Consider the following 14,235-nt stretch of genomic DNA (forward strand, 5'->3'; position numbering starts at 1 on the left):
AATGGGATCACTACTGGTAGAGCCACTATTAGTGCTGATCAGGACACCAAGTTAGCAAACCAACTGAGCTGGTTCAATCCCAGTATCGCGCACCAGATTCTGCCGCTTCTAGCGATACTTCCGACTGTGACCGTGGGTCAGCACAAGTGAAGTAGTCGACTACTCGTGCCCGCGCCAGGGATCGCGGAAACGATCTAGCCATGAAACCCAACCTTGCACCGCCGACCGGGGCAACCATGGTCGACGAATGGGACAACGTCGAGGCAGCGTTCAGGGTGTTCGACGGCCCGGAGTGGAGCATCCACCACGCCGGCCACGGCCCACAGCCCCATATCGTGGTCTCCGTCATCGGGCGGCAATACGTTGACGGGCATGCCGAGTGCCAGGTCGTCATCGACTGTCCCGATACCCCGATCATCGCGCCGGCCGAAGCCCGGAAGCTGGCCCAGGCGTTGATCGCCGCGGCGGACGCGGCTCACGGATGACCTCGTGCACCATGCCCGGCCGACCTAGCTTCGGCCCTCAGCCGGTCCGGCAATCAACACCCGATAGTGGGTCTCAGTGATCATCAAAACGGCGATGACTGCCGTGCTTGCGACGGCTATCGCCTGCACGCCGCTGGCGCAGGCCGATCCGAATCAGGCAGACCTGACCAAACCCTTCTCGGTGGCCGGCGCCCCGTTCGTCGGCCAGTGGGGTGCCCACGGGGAGAGTGTGACTGTCAATCCTGACGGTTCCGGCGTCGAGACAGCCCGTCGGGGAACGATGAACTTCAAGCTGGGCTTCGTCCAAACTTCGACCAGCCCGTGGGACACCGCATACGGCAACGTCACCAGCGGTTTCCTTGAGCCGGGAGCGTTCGTGACGCTACAGCTCGTAGATGGCGGGCAGGGCATGACCTTCAGCGCCGGCGGCGGGGACAACGGGTTCCCGTTCTGCAAAATCGTCAACGGCGACAAGGTGAACAGCTTCGACTGCGGGGCATGAACCGCAATCGCAGGATAGAAGGAGAGATCCAAATGGCCACATTCATCACCCTGATGATCTTCTTGGCCTTCGTCGGCCTACCTTGCTGGTTCTTCATCAGGCAAGCGCGGAAACAGTTCCGGCTCCGGAACTTACAACTCAAAGACTTGGAAGCGCGAGAACGTGAGCGCCGCCAGCATAGGGCGGCATGACCTTGCGGGACCGTCCGCCCGAACGCTCCCTACGGGCGCTCTTCAATCACACACTGAACAATTCCATTGGCAAAGGACGGGTCGAATCCCATCTTCGCCACCCTCTGAGCCTCGGCAGCGGGGGGAACTCCAGAATCGAGATCCTGCTCAATAACTCCGACAAGCTGCAAGTTTTGCGGGTCGTGTCCCGATATCGGTTCCGTCATCTTTCCCACGCAGCGGCGGTAACCACTGAAGTCAGCGTGAGCGGACGCGACCATCAGCGTCGCCGGGGCGCTGAACAAGACGGCGACGGCTGTGCCGATCGCGGCGGCGGAGGTGAGACGCACGTCACACGATTACCCAGCCGTAACGATCGGTAATCAGCAAACAATTGCTGGGCTGACCCGACCGATTCGTGACGAGGCTCAGGCGTCGGTGGTGTGGACGATCAGCACGTCGGTCTTGGCCCTACGGGAGACGGCGGAGGGGACTGATCCCAGCAGCCGGCCGGCGACGCTGCTGAGTCCGACGTTGCCGACGACCAGCAGGTCGGCGTCGGCCTCCTCCGCAAGCTGCACCAGCACGTTGATGGGGGCGCCGACGATCGACTTCTCCTCGACGTTCTTGGCCCCGACCTGGTGCGCCCGCTCCCTGGCGTCGCGCAGGATCGCGTAGTAGGGGGCCTCGCCCACCGTCCGGTAGTCCTGACCGTGGTCGCTGCCCGGCGGGATGGCGTAGCGGCCGCGTTCCTCGGCAACAGGAAGGTGCGCCGTCGCAACGATCAATTTCGCGCCGTGATCCGCAGCGATCGCGGCTGCGCGCTCCACCGCGCGCAGCGAGGAGTCCGAGCCATCTGTGCCGACCACGACCGTCTGATAGGCGCTCATTTCTCATGCAGTCTAAGGCCCGCGGCGGCTCCTGAGAGGAAAAATCGATGCCGAATCGGTCCCCCACCCCGGATACCGCCCGGCCCGTTGTGCGCCTTCGCGAGCCGTCTTCACGGAAGCGGGCCAAATTGGTGGTTGTTAATGAGGGCGAACGCGCAATAATGCCAGGATGCGTCTCATCTACGCCGCTGCGACGGTCGGCATCGCCATTGCTGTGCCGATGGGTTCGCCGGCGGCTCACGCTGAAACAGGCGTCGTTGGTTACGCTCAATGCGTCGGGGGCGGTGCGAAGCCCCCACCACCGGGAGTCAGCGCAGAGAATTGGTTTCCCAGCCTGCATGTGATCGATAACGACATCGGTAGTGGAATTCCCTCGCAAGAAGTAATCCGGAGATTGATCGATATGGGGGTCAAGCCGGAGGACGCCGCCACCCGAGTGCGGTGCTATCAGGAAAACCTGCCGCACTAGCACAACACCCCGGCTAAATGGTCGCGAAGTGTGCGCCGCATTTCTGGAATGTGTTATGCGCCAAGGCTTTTGTCACGGCGCGCTTGCCGAATAATGGTGTGGTTGGCTCAGCTTCCGGCCCGCCGGCCCGGCGGTCGACATGTGCCCGTTGCGGCAATTCGGCGACTTATGCCGACCATTTCTCAAACCGGCCATCCGTGTCCTGAGCTGCGGTTACGATCTGCCCAAGCGCTACAGATTCGAGGGCCTATGCATCGCACCCGACGTCTTGTCATGACCATGCTCACCGCCGTCGCGTTGATGTTCGCGGCCGGCACTTTCGCGTACTCGCCGCTCGCATCGGCCGATCCGGTCTGCGGTGCGCCGGGAACGCCGCCCTGCGCGGGTCCCAGTCCGTTGACACCCGAGCAGCAATGCGCGTTCATTGCGTGGCGATCGATGATGCCGTGCAACTGGCTCGGAGTGCAGGTGCCGGCCGGCACGCCGGGCAGTTGGGACAACCCGCCCGCACCGCCACCCCCGCCGCCGCAACCGTGACGCCACCGTTTCAATGGCGATTCTCGAGACTGGGGCCGAAGGCGCGAACTCGCCCTGAAACCCCCGGATGCGCTATCTTCTGGCCGTGACCAGACCTGCTCACATGAGCGCACTTGCAGCGACGCTGGCGCTGGCGGCGTGTTTGACTGCGCCACACGGCACCGCGGACCCGACGTCCCAGCAGTCGCCTTTCCCGACGGGCAAATCCGGCACCAGCATCCATGTCACGGAGTACAGCACCGCGACCGCCGACGTCACGCTCAACAACGCGACCTGGGTCTCGTCCGGCTGCTCCGGCGGCGGGGGCTGCAACGTCATCGAACTGACCATCGAAGGCAAGTCCAACGCGCCGTTCAACTACAGCCAGACCTCGCTGACCGCAGCCTCTTCCCCGTGGCGGCAAGACCCGAACCGCGATGCCCAGGGCGGCTCCTCTCTGGTCGACTACCAGAAAATCAACAAGCTGCCGCCGCTGCGCTCGGGCAGCGTCACCAACGGCCAGACCGCCCACGGATTCATCGCCTACGACAGCAATATCAAGCAGGGCGACGTGTACATCGAGTTCAACGATCCCGACGCTCCTGCGGCCCCAACCCCACTGGCGGGCTGGAAAGTCCACACCTGAGCGAATTGCGCTGCGGGGCAACCGGGCTCAGGCGCACAACGGGGCGTTCGGGATGCGGCGTTGGCCATCAGGCGCGGTCGTGGAGAGTGACCTGGTAGCCGTCGGGGTCGGCGAAAGTGAATGTCCGACCGAAGGGCCCGTCAATCGGTGCGGAGACGATGGTGTGACCGTCGGCGGCGAGAGCATCGTGAATGGCCTGAACCTCTGTGGCGTGGAGCCAGATCGCAGCACCGATGCCGGGCTGAGCAACAGATGCGAGATCGGTGCCGGGAACGACGTCGCGGAGTGCGAACGCGATCGGCTTCGTCTCGAAAACGACGGCGTGCGCAGGCCCGGCCGGCGAGCGGACGAGGCCGAGGTACCGCTCGTAGAACGCCTGCGACGCAACGAGGTCGCGCGCTTGGAGCGAGATGAAGTCGGGGCCGGTTGCGGGCATGAGATGCTCCTTCGATTCATGTCAGTTTTCTGACACAGGCCAATCTATGTCAGAATACTGACATGAGTCAAGACGGTGTCGGCGTCGACCTGAAGACGTCACTGGGCTACCTGCTGAAAGAGGCGTCGAGCGCCCTGCGCGCAGCCATGGAGGATGTGCTGCGGCCGCTCGGGATGAGCGTTACGCACTATTCCTGCCTCGAGCTGCTGGCTCAACGCCCGGGCTTGTCGAACTCCGAGCTCGCGCGGGGTGCGTTCGTGACACGGCAGTCGATGAATGTGCTGCTCCAGGCCCTGGAACGAGATGGCTACGTGACCAGACCCGCGGAGGCACCCGTCGGCAAGGTTCTACCCACGCGGCTGACGCCTCGCGGCCGACGGAGCCTGGTGAAGGCGTCCGTCGCGGTCCGGTCCGTCGAAGTCAGAATGCTGGCCGGCATGACCGAGGCCGAGCAGTCGGACGCGTTCCGGCTCCTGCAGAGCATGATTTACTGCCTGCGCGACGGCGACGACGGTGCATAGCTCGCCGCATTCGCTAAAGCAGATTCACACGCGCACGGCCGACATATCCATGTCGATCGTGCCCTGACACGCGCCGCTCAAGATGTCGGTGTGCATGACGCCGGCGAGCGACCCGTCGGGTTGGGGCGTATAGCGCGTCACGGCTCGGGCCGGATTCCATTGGATCGTGGTGTCGGGCATCATGCAGTCCCACTGGAAATCGTTGGTCTGCGACCAGGACTTTCCATCCCAGGTGAATTGCACCGGCTGCGGAACCGTCGGGTTGGTCGGCGGAGGGCCACTGACGATGGTGGCGACGCACTTCCCGTTCGTACAGCTCGAGCTGAACCCGTAGGTCTCGGTGTGCTGCGTCTCCGGGTCGCCGACCGCCATGCTGGTGCCGGCCTTGGGGCCAACCATGAACGTGATCGCGTACTGGCCGTTCCACGACGGATTGTCGGCGTAAGCCGCCGGCGACACCTGCAGGGCAATCGCGAGCGCCAAGGCGGCTACACCGGCGAAGCCTGTCAGACGGTATGGGGCCATGGTTCCTCCTGCCGGGTCCGTACCCATCCAATGGTCATATGCCGAACCGTCGCCGACAAGGTTCTTTTCGCCTTACCAGCCCCACTCGTCGTCGTCGAGGACATCCACTGTCAGTGCGTTGTCTGCGGGACCCTTCGTCCCGTAGGTAAAGGTGAGCATGGTGCGGTCGTCGTCCAGGGGCTCCGTGGCTACGACGGTGGCGTGCCCGATCTTCATCCGGATCCTGTCTCCGGGCCTCAATTCGTCAATTCGCTTAAGGGGCACGCTTGCACCGACTCATCTCGCCTCAGCGGACCGCGACGTTCGGCGCGAACTCCACAAGGATGGCCTGCTTGACCAACTGTCGCCGTTATTGTTTCGCCGACTGAAGTGAATCAATCAGCAAGTCGGAGGCGAGGATACCGAGGTTGTTCGACGCGAGTGGGCTATCACCGGTGAGAAGCTTACGATCCTTGTGCACTTTCCCGGTCATGTCATCGTTGAGCACCGACAGTCCCTGCTTGCCCAGCAGGTCGGCCACCAACCACTTCAAATGCCCTGGAAGGTAACCGATCTCAATATTAGGGCCTTGGTCGAGGGCGTCGGGGAATACGCATACCGAGTATCCGGTGAAGGGTGACTCGTGTCGATCCAGTGACGCGGCAAGCAATGCTGCGGGGCCGTGGCACAGGGTGATGATGAACTTGTCGTTCTCCAACGCCCAGTCGAGAGTCTGTTTTACGTCCTCGCTGGCCGGCAGACCAACGACCGCCCCGTGTCCACCCGGGATGAACACCGCGATGTAATCGGAGTCGGGACCCAGTTCGCTGACGACATCGGAGAGGTGCAGGGGCTCTTTGAGTTTCGGCTTGAGTAAGTCATAGGTCGCCAAAACGGCCCGATCCTCACGCGGCATCGCCCACAGTTCCAGCTTGGCCGGATAACCGCCCACCGTTGCGATGTCGACGCCGAAGCCCGCCTCGATCAAGTGATGCAACGGAAGAAGCATCTCAACGGGGTGATTTCCGGTGGAGAACATCTTGCCGTTCTCCAACAGGACGTAACGTTCCGCGGTGGCGATCATCAGGATCTTCCACCTTCCGCCGGTGTAGGCACCCTTGTGTTTCACACCGGCGAAATCCGTCTTGGCGGGCACGTATTGGGTCAATGAATACGGCGACGGAAAGAACGCGTTGTCCTCCGCCGGGTCCGGTGTCGGGGCCTTGCTGAGGTTGTCCGGATTGTCCGACATTGAGCTTCACCTGCTTCCTGAACTGATGCCGTGCTCAACTCGCGTGCAGCGCGATTCGCATTGCGCTTGCTGAATCCTCCCCCGGGCTGACGCTGACCGCGTGACACGGCAGCCTGAGACGAAGGCGGCACATATCCCTAGTACTTCATCATTCAGATAGCGCGCGCCGTTGTCCTTAGCGCTGGGGACAGATGACCACCGGCGCGATTGTTCGGAGATACAACTCGCGCCACTGCAGTGGCGGTGGCCCTCAGCCGGCAGCCGCGTCGCCGGTGCTCCCGTTCAGTTCTCCACCAGGTCGGGGATGGGCTCCGCGTCCGTCAGCCAGTGGCGACCTGCCCGGCGGGCCGCCTCCCACTTGGGGACGCTCACCGCGTCGTCCTGGCCCAGGTCCTCGGGGGTCGGGCCGATGCGATCGGCCAGCCCCGCGAGGGCGTCCAGATCGAAGTTGTAGATCTCGGCCGCCGCCAGGCCCAGCATCTGCCGCGTCTCCTCGACCGGGATGTCCCAGAAGGAGCGGCGTAGCCAATCGCGGGTGTGCGGCCAGGTCCCCTCCGGATGGGGAAAGTCATTGCCCCACAGCAGGTTGGCGACGCCGATCTCGTAGCGCCGCGCCAGCTCCCTGCGCTCGGTGGTGGTCGCCCCGATGAAACAGTTGCGGTCGAAGTAGGCCGAGGGCGGCATCGTCAGGTCACCCTCCATCATGTGGCTCATCTTCTTGGCCGAGTGCTCACGCAGATACCGCGTATCCATCAGCCAGAGAAGATCATTGGCCCAAAAGGCACCGCACTCGGTGACCCCCCATCGCAGCCGGGGGAAGCGCTCGAACACGCCGGACCACAACGCGAACCACAGGGGCCGGGCGCCCCACCAGCGCACCTCGGTGACATAGATGCCCAGGTGCCCGCCGTACTCCTCCTGCGGGGCGGGCCCGGAGTGGGTGTGGACCGGCATCTGCAGGTCTTGGCAGGCGGCCCAGACCTTGTCGTAACGACGGTCGTGGTAGGGCGGGTAGCCGACCCAGCGCGCCGGAATCAGAATCCCGCCCCGCAGTCCGGACTCCGCCGCCCGCGTGATCTCGGCGACCGCCGCGTCGACGTCCGCCAGTATCGGCACGACCGCGACCCCGGCCCGCCGCTCGGGGTTGTGGCCGCACAGCTCGGCCAACCAGCGGTTGTGGGCCCGCGCCCCGGCCATCGCCCGCCCGGGGTCGAGGTCGCCCGACTGGCCCAGGCCGGCACCGAACGGAGCCCCGGCAACCCCGGTGACGGCGTCGGCGTCGGGGAAGATGACCTCGCCGACGACCCCGTCGCCGTCTAATTCCTTGTCCCGCAGGCCTACATCCCATCCGCCGGCGATGCCGTCACCATGCTCGGAGAACCACTCTTGCGCGAACTCCTCGTCGATGAATCCGCCCGCCTGGGCCGCGGCCGTCTTCTCGGCCAGGTAGACCTCGAAGTCCTCCCGGTATTCGGGGTCGACGTATTCGCGGTAACGCTCGGTCGGAAGCTCGGCGTGGGTGTCGGCGGAGATGATGATGTAGGGGTTCACGGTGGACCTTTCGCTACCAGGTACGGATGGGGTCGGGTTCGAAGACGGTGCTGCGCGCGTCGGCGGGCACCGCCGCCAGCGGCTCGGCCACCTCGGCCACGGTCGGGCCGATTCGGTCGACCAGGGGTGCGAGGGCCTCGAGGTCGAAGCCGTACACGGCCGCGGCGTTCCCGCCCACCATGGCCGCCACCTCTTGTGCCGGGACGCCACTGAAGGTGTAACGCAATGCTTCTCGGGTGTACGGCGAGGTTCCCTCGTAATGCGGGTAGTCGCTCCCCCACATGATTCGATCGATGCCGATTCCGTGGCGCTCGGCGCATTCGACGGGTCGCATGAAGCTGGCACCGACGTAGCACTGGCGGGACCAGTACTCGCTGGGCTTGAGAGTGAGCGAGCCCGCGGTGGGCCCGGCGAAGCGCGCGATCGCCGAATTCGCTCGCCCGTAACGGACCGCCGCGACGTCGAGCGAATCCAGGGTCGCCGGTATCCACCCGGCGCCCTGCTCGGTGAAGACCACGGTGAGGTCCGGGTGGCGATCCAGCACACCACTGAAGATCAAGTGCCACAACGCTCGATGCGCCCACCAGTGTGTCTCGTACACCCACACCGCGAACGAACTGCCCCACCCGTCCGTCGGAGTCGGTCCGGCGTTGCCGCCGTGATGATTGACCACCAGGCCGGCCTCGTCGCACGCCGCCCAGAGCGGCTCCCAGTGCTCGGCGTAGAGCGCGGGAATGCCGGTGCCCGGCGCGACCCCGGGCAGCAGCACACCGCCACGCAGCGCCAGCTTGGCGATCTGCGCCACCTCCGCGACGGCTTCGTCGAGGTCCGAGAGCAGGATCTGCCCCACCCCGGCGCGCCGCTCGGGCGACAACGAGCAGAAGTCGGACAGCCAGCGATTGTGCGCCCGCAGCCCGGCCCAGCGCAGCTCGAGTTCCCGGGCGGTCGCCGGCGGGGGCGCGGCCAGGCTGGCCTGGGGAAAAAACGGCGGCACGGTATTGGGGAAGATGACCTCCCCCGCGGTGCCCTCGGAGTCCAGATCGGAGTTGCGCCGGTCACTGTTCCAGTTGCGCTCCGCCTCGGGCTCGGTGAGGTCACCGAACGGGTTGACGAATGTCTTTGCCCAGCCGTCGAATTCGTCTCTGTATTGCGGATCGAGGTATTCGCGGTAGCCGAGCAGGTCGGACCCGGCGTGGCAGTCGGCCGAAATGACCGTGTACCGGTCCATTGCGCTATGCCCGCGCCGGCTGGGGCCGAGGGGCGGCGAGCAGGGCCACGTCGTCGTAGCGCTGGTGCACGTACGGCAGCAGCCATTCCTGCGGCACCCGCTCCGCGATCCGCCCGACCTGGATGGTGCGCCGGCGACACCAGGTGATCGACCTGATTTCACGAACGACGATGTCGGCCACCGGATCCAACGGCGACTCCCCCAATTCGACAGTGCCGTCGATGTTTTCCAGCAGCTCGTAGTGCCGGTGGTATTCGCCGTAGACCAGGTGGGGGTCGGTGATGCCGCCCCCGTCGGGGGCACGCAGGAACTTGAAGTAGAACTCGGTGTTCATCTGGTCAGGCGGCAACTCCGCCGGACCTTCGACTCGACCGCTCACTGTGATGAGCTGATAGCCCAGCCGGTCAACCGTGGCGGTGATGCGGTCCGCGTCGCGCTCCACCTCGATGTGGGCCAGTTTCTTCGGCTCGCCGAATGTTTCGCGGCCGCCGGTGACCGACTGTTCGGTGGACTGGGGCATGAACAGGGGGTAGTCGCCCTCGCGTTCGCCGTGCCGGGCGGTCACCGAAAACACCGCCGACCCGAAGGGCGCCATGCCCTCTATCCGGACCCGTTGCAGCTGGATTCGCACCAGCGGTTCGGCCGCAGGCTCCAGCGGTTTGGGTAGCACGGCCGCGACGATCTCGCGATCGGTGAGGTAGGTGACGGTCACCGCCTCGGTGGCGATGGGCGCTTTGGTGGCATCGATCTCGTGGTCGACTTGCGCCTCGGGTGGGCGTGGGCCGTACCGAATTGCTTTGCTGCTCAACGCTTTTCTCCTTCCGTTTCTGAGTCGCTTCCGGCATGTCGGCCGAGGACGTCGACCAGGTAATCCGGTGCGCCGCGGTTCAGGATCGATGCCGCCTTACTGCTCACGACCGCATCGGCCGGCGTGGGCGGGCCCATCATCCAGAAACGGTCCTTCACAATTCCGTCCACCACCTGTTCGGCGACCGTGTCGAGCGGGGTGAACTCGACATGCGCACCGGCGGCCTCGAAGCGGGCCACGACCTTCGCCAGCGTCTGGTCGGGTGTGCGACGTTCCTGGGTCGCGGCGTAGCGCTCCGGCCGGTGCCGCCACGACTCCCAGATGCCGGTGTTCAAAAAGCCGCCGGGGAAAAGGACGTGCGCCCGAACCCGCGTCCCGGTCATCTCCAGGTGCGTGTAAAGGCTCTCGGTCAGGCAGAGCACCGCGGCCTTGGTCATCGGGTAGACCGCGGTGGCCGGTCCGCCCATGGCTCCGCGGGCGATCGGCGCGAATCCGCCGTTGCCCGAACAGGTGTTGACGACGTGTCCCTCCCGTTGCTCGAGCAGGATGGGCACGAAGGCCTTGATGCCGTGGATGACGCCCAGCACATTGACGTCGATCCCCCACCGCCAATCGGCCAGGTCGTGTTCCCACATGTACCCCTCGGAGACCCCGCCGGTGCCGGCGTTGTTGCACACCACGTGCACCGCGCCGAAGCGAGAGAGCGCCTCCTTGGCCAACGACTCGACCGACGAATAGTCGGTGACGTCGGTGACCACCCCGGCCACCTCGACGCCCTCGTCCGCGAGTTCCCGGGTCGCCCCGTCCAGCGGTTCGGCGAGGACGTCGGCCAGCACCACCTTCATGCCCTCTTGGCCGAAACGCCTGCCCATGGCCCGGCCGATGCCGCCGGCTCCGCCGGTTACGACCGCCACCTTGCCCGCAAGGTCCTTCATTGTGGCCATCGTCACATGGTCGCTCATAGCACCGCAAGCAGTCGCATTATGCGACTATTGCGGCTATGGCTCCGCGTCCCTCGCCGCAGACCGAGCGGGTGGTGAACCTGTTCGAGGAGCTGGCAGGTGACACCAGCCGGGGTATGACTTTGGCCGAGGTGTCGCGCCACTTGAGCGTGCACAAGGCCAGCTGTCATTCGATGTTGTCCGAATTGCTCCGCGCGGGCTGGCTGCTGCGCGACCCGGTTCGCAAGACGTATCACCTCGGTCCCGCCCTGGTTCGACTGGGCCGACAGGCGGCGGCCCGCTATCCGGCCCTGGTGCTGGCCCGCTCCGTGATGGCCGAGCTGGCGGCCGCGACGGGCGCCCATTGCGTCGCGTTCTCGGTGAGCGATGACTACTCCACCGTCGTCGATCAGGTGCGAAGCCCGCACGGCGGCGGTCATCCGATGCGCATCGGCACCCAGTTCCCCCACCGACCTCCGTATGGAGCGTCGACCGTCGCCTGGGCCGGTCCGGATGCTCGGGAGGGTTGGTTGGCCGCGCTGCCCGAAGACGTGCGCGATCGCTACCGCCGGGCCATCACCTCCGCCCAACAGCGCGGCTACGCAGTCGGTCTGCACATCCTGCCCGATCTGCGCCTGCGGGAACTGGCGCAGATCGTGCGCACCGCCGAGGTCCGTTCCACCCGCTTGAGCCGGCTGGCGCAGGAGCTGACCGACGAACTCATCCACCAGGAGGAGTGGTTCCCGGTCGAGGTGGACCCGGACCGCAGCTACGAGGTGAGCCACATCGACTCGCCGATCCTGGAGCACGAGTCGCGCATCGCGCTGATGCTCAGCCTGGTCCCCAGCGCCGAGCCGATGAGCGGCGGGGCGGTCGCCCACCTGGGAGCCCAACTCTGCACTGCGACAAGGCGACTCAGCGCCGCTCTGACCGAAGAGTCCGGTTAGCGTCGTTCCGGCGCCAGCCGCTTGAGGGCCAACCCTCCCTCGAACGGTCGGTAACCGAAGGCGGCCGGGGCGCGGTAGCCCGTGTCCTCGAGAGGGGTGTGCACCTCGGCGACCGTCGGCCCGATCTTGGCGGCAACGGGCACCAGCGCATCAAGGTCGAACCGATACAGGCGACCGGCGTTGCCGCCCAAGATCTTTCGGCAGGCATCCGCCGGCCTGTCGTGCAGGGCCCAGCGAATGGCCAACTTGGAGTGTGGCGCAAAGCCTTCCTCGTGCGGATAGTCACTACCCCACATGATGTGATCGGGGCCCATGAAGTCGATCATCGCGCCGTCGAAAGGCATCAGCTCACTGGCCAAATAGCAGTTCCGCTGCACGTATTCGCTCGGAGTCATGGTCAGCGCATCGACGGAGGATCCGCCGAACATTCCGTAGGTGCGGTTGCCGGCGTCGGACTTCATGGTGGGCACCATGGCGTCGAGGATGCCGATCTGCCCGGGCACCCACAGCGTGCCCTGCTCGGTCGGCACAAATCGCAGGGTCGGATAGCGCTCGAAGACTCCGGCCAAGATCAGGTGACCGAGGGTGCGCTGGGCCCAGATCGCCATCTCGGTGATCAACACCGCGTTGGACGCCGGCTGGTCCATCGGCATCTCTGGACTGCCGGCACCCGCGTGCTGCACCACCGTCAGGTCCAAGTCCGCGCACAACGCCCAGATCGGTTCATAGCGGGTGTGGAAAAGCGGGGCCACGTGCGGGTCACCGGGCGAGACCGCCGGAATCAGCACGCCACCAAAGCAATCCTGCTCCGCGCCCCAGCGGATTTCTTCCAGCGCCAGCTCGATGTCGTTGGGAAAGATCTGGATCAACCCGCGGCGCCGGGCCGGAGCCAGCGAACAAAAGTCGATCTGCCAGCGGTTGTGGGCCTGCACACCGGCCCAACGCTGCTCGAAGTCCGCACGGGTGCGGGGCAGGCTGATGGTGATGTTCGGAGTGCTCGGGAAGAACGGCGGAACGGTATTGGGCAGCAGCACCTCGGCGGCCACCCCGTCGGCGTCCATCTCAGAGATGCGGAGCTCGTGGTCCCAGTTCCGATTGGCAGTGGCGACGATCAGATCGTCGAACGGGCTGGCGTAGGCCTTCGCCCACGCATCGAACTCCTCGTGCAGCCGCGCCGGCAGATACGGCTTGTAGCCGTAAAGATCCGCCCCGGCGTGGGTATCCGTCGAGATGACGACGTAGCGGTCCAGCGTGTCCCAGGTTGTAGCCATCGCATCCTCCACCAGAGTATGCCGAGTATAGAAGAAACGGATCGGCTCGCGAAGGGCGAATTTGTTCGTGAGACCCACAGGTGGCCCGAGGATTTCGTGCGGCGCCATCGCCGGAGCACAATGTGGGGCGTGAGTTGGACGAGGTACACGGGCCGAGCGGACGCGGATATCGCCCTGGACGGCGACGCGCTGCATGCCCAGCTCGAAGACCGCATCCGCGTGGATAATCCGCATCTGACCGACGTCCGGCTCGAGCGGGCAACCGCGACCGTAGCTTTCGACGCCGAACCAAGCCGGCGGTGGTACGACGTCACCTACCTGGCCGAAGACCCGGAAGACACCTCGTAGTAAAGGAGTGAACGGTGCGGTCGATCATTGCCGTCGTCATTGCGGTCGCCTGCGGAGTCGTCGCGCTGCCGACGCCGACGGCCCGGGCTGACGACGACTTCGTTGCCCTGGCCGTGTCCGTCGGAACCGGACGAGCCGCCGGCTGGGGCACCGGGGGCAGTCAGGAACAGGCGAACCAAATCGCGCTGGCCCACTGCACCGCCGAAGCCGGTGACGCCTGTGAGGTCGTGGCCGGCACGCGCAACGGCTGCGCATCGGTCGCGTTCGACCGCGCCTCCGGCCGGTTCCAGGGCGGCTCGGGTCCCGACACGGCGGCGTCGGCGAATGATGCGCTGGCCAAGCTGGGGTCTCCCAACGGCCGGGTCAAGACCACACACTGCTCGTCCTGACGTGCGGCGCACCGCGAAGGACATCGCGATTTCGACTATCGTTCAAACAAGTCATCCTTGACTCGCCGCCGATTTGGCCCGCGCACCGAGGGGAGGCCATGACCCTGATGAAGGCAGGAAAGTGGGTGTCCGCTTGTGCGGTGCTCCTGTCTGCTGCCGCGCTCGCCTGTGCGACGCCGGCCGCAGCGGACGACACCGATGACGCCTTCATCGCAAACCTGTCCAAGGGCGGAATCACCATGGGCGACAACGACGATGCGATTGCGAAGGCCCGCACGGTGTGCGCCGGCGTCGCCGTCAACCCGAACGCATCGGTGCTGGCGATCCAGCTGGCGCGGCAGACGGATCTCTCGGTCCGGCA

The 14,235-nt window shown here is 65.5% G+C and carries 21 protein-coding genes; 11 read left to right on the top strand and 10 right to left on the bottom strand.

Annotated features, from left to right (window positions below):
- Nucleotides 1-200 precede the first annotated feature (200 nt).
- The 3 genes from A5708_RS00700 (at nucleotide 201) to A5708_RS00710 (ending at nucleotide 1,178) form a co-directional block, all read left to right on the top strand.
- On the top strand, nucleotides 201-485 hold the full coding sequence (locus A5708_RS00700; RefSeq protein ID WP_065026781.1) for a hypothetical protein: 285 nt from the start codon (nucleotides 201-203) through the stop codon (nucleotides 483-485).
- A 76-nt stretch (nucleotides 486-561) separates the two neighbouring features.
- On the top strand, nucleotides 562-987 hold the full coding sequence (locus tag A5708_RS00705) for a hypothetical protein (RefSeq protein WP_065026782.1): 426 nt from the start codon (nucleotides 562-564) through the stop codon (nucleotides 985-987).
- Between the two features lie 32 nt (nucleotides 988-1,019).
- Complete coding sequence (locus A5708_RS00710; RefSeq protein WP_155765827.1) at nucleotides 1,020-1,178, top strand: hypothetical protein; 159 nt, start codon at nucleotides 1,020-1,022, stop codon at nucleotides 1,176-1,178.
- Nucleotides 1,179-1,585: 407 nt separating this feature from the next.
- Here the strand turns inward: A5708_RS00710 and A5708_RS00720 are convergent, their stop codons facing one another.
- Nucleotides 1,586-2,047, bottom strand: coding sequence for a universal stress protein (locus A5708_RS00720; RefSeq protein WP_065026785.1), 462 nt, complete (start codon nucleotides 2,045-2,047; stop codon nucleotides 1,586-1,588).
- Nucleotides 2,048-2,216: 169 nt separating this feature from the next.
- Between A5708_RS00720 and A5708_RS25835 the strand changes: the two genes are divergently transcribed.
- The 3 genes from A5708_RS25835 to A5708_RS00730 all read left to right on the top strand — a co-directional run bounded on the left by A5708_RS25835 (nucleotide 2,217) and on the right by A5708_RS00730 (nucleotide 3,678).
- Nucleotides 2,217-2,516 carry a hypothetical protein gene (locus tag A5708_RS25835; RefSeq protein ID WP_081292766.1) on the top strand — a complete coding sequence of 100 codons (300 nt, stop codon included), beginning with the start codon at nucleotides 2,217-2,219 and terminating at the stop codon, nucleotides 2,514-2,516.
- A gap of 249 nt (nucleotides 2,517-2,765) precedes the next feature.
- Complete coding sequence (locus tag A5708_RS00725; protein WP_065026786.1) at nucleotides 2,766-3,053, top strand: hypothetical protein; 288 nt, start codon at nucleotides 2,766-2,768, stop codon at nucleotides 3,051-3,053.
- 103 nt (nucleotides 3,054-3,156) lie between these two features.
- Nucleotides 3,157-3,678 carry a hypothetical protein gene (locus tag A5708_RS00730; RefSeq protein WP_065026787.1) on the top strand — a complete coding sequence of 174 codons (522 nt, stop codon included), beginning with the start codon at nucleotides 3,157-3,159 and terminating at the stop codon, nucleotides 3,676-3,678.
- A gap of 67 nt (nucleotides 3,679-3,745) precedes the next feature.
- On the opposite strand, the gene A5708_RS00735 is transcribed toward A5708_RS00730, so the two are convergent.
- On the bottom strand, nucleotides 3,746-4,114 hold the full coding sequence (locus A5708_RS00735; protein WP_065026788.1) for a VOC family protein: 369 nt from the start codon (nucleotides 4,112-4,114) through the stop codon (nucleotides 3,746-3,748).
- A 62-nt stretch (nucleotides 4,115-4,176) separates the two neighbouring features.
- On the opposite strand from A5708_RS00735, the gene A5708_RS00740 reads away from it, so the two are divergent.
- The gene (locus A5708_RS00740) at nucleotides 4,177-4,635 is read left to right on the top strand and encodes a MarR family winged helix-turn-helix transcriptional regulator (RefSeq protein ID WP_065026789.1); all 459 of its coding nucleotides are present in this window, start codon (nucleotides 4,177-4,179) and stop codon (nucleotides 4,633-4,635) included.
- Between the two features lie 24 nt (nucleotides 4,636-4,659).
- On the opposite strand, the gene A5708_RS00745 is transcribed toward A5708_RS00740, so the two are convergent.
- From A5708_RS00745 to A5708_RS00770, 7 genes are all read right to left on the bottom strand, one after another.
- Nucleotides 4,660-5,160, bottom strand: a complete 501-nt coding sequence (locus tag A5708_RS00745) for a hypothetical protein (protein ID WP_065026790.1) — start codon at nucleotides 5,158-5,160, stop codon at nucleotides 4,660-4,662.
- A gap of 72 nt (nucleotides 5,161-5,232) precedes the next feature.
- Nucleotides 5,233-5,424 carry a hypothetical protein gene (locus A5708_RS27090; RefSeq protein ID WP_231117783.1) on the bottom strand — a complete coding sequence of 64 codons (192 nt, stop codon included), beginning with the start codon at nucleotides 5,422-5,424 and terminating at the stop codon, nucleotides 5,233-5,235.
- 85 nt (nucleotides 5,425-5,509) lie between these two features.
- A complete protein-coding gene (gene hchA / locus A5708_RS00750; RefSeq protein ID WP_065026791.1) occupies nucleotides 5,510-6,391 on the bottom strand; it encodes a glyoxalase III HchA in 882 nt (293 codons plus the stop codon).
- Between the two features lie 282 nt (nucleotides 6,392-6,673).
- The gene (locus tag A5708_RS00755; protein WP_065026792.1) at nucleotides 6,674-7,942 is read right to left on the bottom strand and encodes an amidohydrolase family protein; all 1,269 of its coding nucleotides are present in this window, start codon (nucleotides 7,940-7,942) and stop codon (nucleotides 6,674-6,676) included.
- 13 nt (nucleotides 7,943-7,955) lie between these two features.
- A complete protein-coding gene (locus A5708_RS00760; RefSeq protein ID WP_065026793.1) occupies nucleotides 7,956-9,170 on the bottom strand; it encodes an amidohydrolase family protein in 1,215 nt (404 codons plus the stop codon).
- Nucleotides 9,171-9,174: 4 nt separating this feature from the next.
- Nucleotides 9,175-9,978, bottom strand: a complete 804-nt coding sequence (locus A5708_RS00765) for an acetoacetate decarboxylase family protein (protein WP_065026794.1) — start codon at nucleotides 9,976-9,978, stop codon at nucleotides 9,175-9,177.
- A complete protein-coding gene (locus tag A5708_RS00770; RefSeq protein WP_065026805.1) occupies nucleotides 9,975-10,913 on the bottom strand; it encodes an SDR family NAD(P)-dependent oxidoreductase in 939 nt (312 codons plus the stop codon). The genes A5708_RS00765 and A5708_RS00770 overlap by 4 nt, the downstream gene beginning before the upstream one ends.
- Nucleotides 10,914-10,978: 65 nt before the next feature.
- Here A5708_RS00770 and A5708_RS00775 point away from each other — a divergent pair, with 65 nt between their 5' ends.
- Complete coding sequence (locus A5708_RS00775; protein WP_065026795.1) at nucleotides 10,979-11,866, top strand: IclR family transcriptional regulator; 888 nt, start codon at nucleotides 10,979-10,981, stop codon at nucleotides 11,864-11,866.
- Here A5708_RS00775 and A5708_RS00780 read toward each other — a convergent pair.
- Nucleotides 11,863-13,137 carry an amidohydrolase family protein gene (locus tag A5708_RS00780; RefSeq protein WP_065026804.1) on the bottom strand — a complete coding sequence of 425 codons (1,275 nt, stop codon included), beginning with the start codon at nucleotides 13,135-13,137 and terminating at the stop codon, nucleotides 11,863-11,865. The two genes, A5708_RS00775 and A5708_RS00780, sit on opposite strands and share 4 nt — an antisense overlap.
- 129 nt (nucleotides 13,138-13,266) lie before the next feature.
- Between A5708_RS00780 and A5708_RS00785 the strand changes: the two genes are divergently transcribed.
- The 3 genes from A5708_RS00785 to A5708_RS00795 all read left to right on the top strand — a co-directional run.
- A complete protein-coding gene (locus A5708_RS00785) occupies nucleotides 13,267-13,485 on the top strand; it encodes a hypothetical protein (protein ID WP_065026796.1) in 219 nt (72 codons plus the stop codon).
- A gap of 14 nt (nucleotides 13,486-13,499) precedes the next feature.
- Entirely contained in the window at nucleotides 13,500-13,874 is a 375-nt protein-coding gene (locus A5708_RS00790) for a DUF4189 domain-containing protein (RefSeq protein ID WP_065026797.1), read from the top strand.
- 98 nt (nucleotides 13,875-13,972) lie between these two features.
- The coding region (locus A5708_RS00795; protein WP_065026798.1) for a DUF732 domain-containing protein at nucleotides 13,973-14,235 on the top strand (263 nt) is incomplete at its 3' end.

This window comes from Mycobacterium colombiense (assembly GCF_001672755.1).
Classification (GTDB): Bacteria; Actinomycetota; Actinomycetes; order Mycobacteriales; family Mycobacteriaceae; genus Mycobacterium; species Mycobacterium colombiense_C.

What these genes read in the sequence shown, in the direction of transcription:
- A5708_RS00700 (WP_065026781.1), top strand. Translation starts at nt 201, where the DNA reads ATGAAACCCAACCTTGCACCGCCGACCGGGGCAACCATGGTCGACGAA.
- A5708_RS00710 (WP_155765827.1), top strand. Translation starts at nt 1,020, where the DNA reads ATGGCCACATTCATCACCCTGATGATCTTCTTGGCCTTCGTCGGCCTA.
- A5708_RS00720 (WP_065026785.1), bottom strand. Translation starts at nt 2,047, where the DNA reads ATGAGCGCCTATCAGACGGTCGTGGTCGGCACAGATGGCTCGGACTCC.
- A5708_RS25835 (WP_081292766.1), top strand. Translation starts at nt 2,217, where the DNA reads ATGCGTCTCATCTACGCCGCTGCGACGGTCGGCATCGCCATTGCTGTG.
- A5708_RS00725 (WP_065026786.1), top strand. Translation starts at nt 2,766, where the DNA reads ATGCATCGCACCCGACGTCTTGTCATGACCATGCTCACCGCCGTCGCG.
- A5708_RS00730 (WP_065026787.1), top strand. Translation starts at nt 3,157, where the DNA reads ATGAGCGCACTTGCAGCGACGCTGGCGCTGGCGGCGTGTTTGACTGCG.
- A5708_RS00735 (WP_065026788.1), bottom strand. Translation starts at nt 4,114, where the DNA reads ATGCCCGCAACCGGCCCCGACTTCATCTCGCTCCAAGCGCGCGACCTC.
- A5708_RS00740 (WP_065026789.1), top strand. Translation starts at nt 4,177, where the DNA reads ATGAGTCAAGACGGTGTCGGCGTCGACCTGAAGACGTCACTGGGCTAC.
- A5708_RS00745 (WP_065026790.1), bottom strand. Translation starts at nt 5,160, where the DNA reads ATGGCCCCATACCGTCTGACAGGCTTCGCCGGTGTAGCCGCCTTGGCG.
- hchA (WP_065026791.1), bottom strand. Translation starts at nt 6,391, where the DNA reads ATGTCGGACAATCCGGACAACCTCAGCAAGGCCCCGACACCGGACCCG.
- A5708_RS00760 (WP_065026793.1), bottom strand. Translation starts at nt 9,170, where the DNA reads ATGGACCGGTACACGGTCATTTCGGCCGACTGCCACGCCGGGTCCGAC.
- A5708_RS00770 (WP_065026805.1), bottom strand. Translation starts at nt 10,913, where the DNA reads ATGAAGGACCTTGCGGGCAAGGTGGCGGTCGTAACCGGCGGAGCCGGC.
- A5708_RS00775 (WP_065026795.1), top strand. Translation starts at nt 10,979, where the DNA reads ATGGCTCCGCGTCCCTCGCCGCAGACCGAGCGGGTGGTGAACCTGTTC.
- A5708_RS00780 (WP_065026804.1), bottom strand. Translation starts at nt 13,137, where the DNA reads ATGGCTACAACCTGGGACACGCTGGACCGCTACGTCGTCATCTCGACG.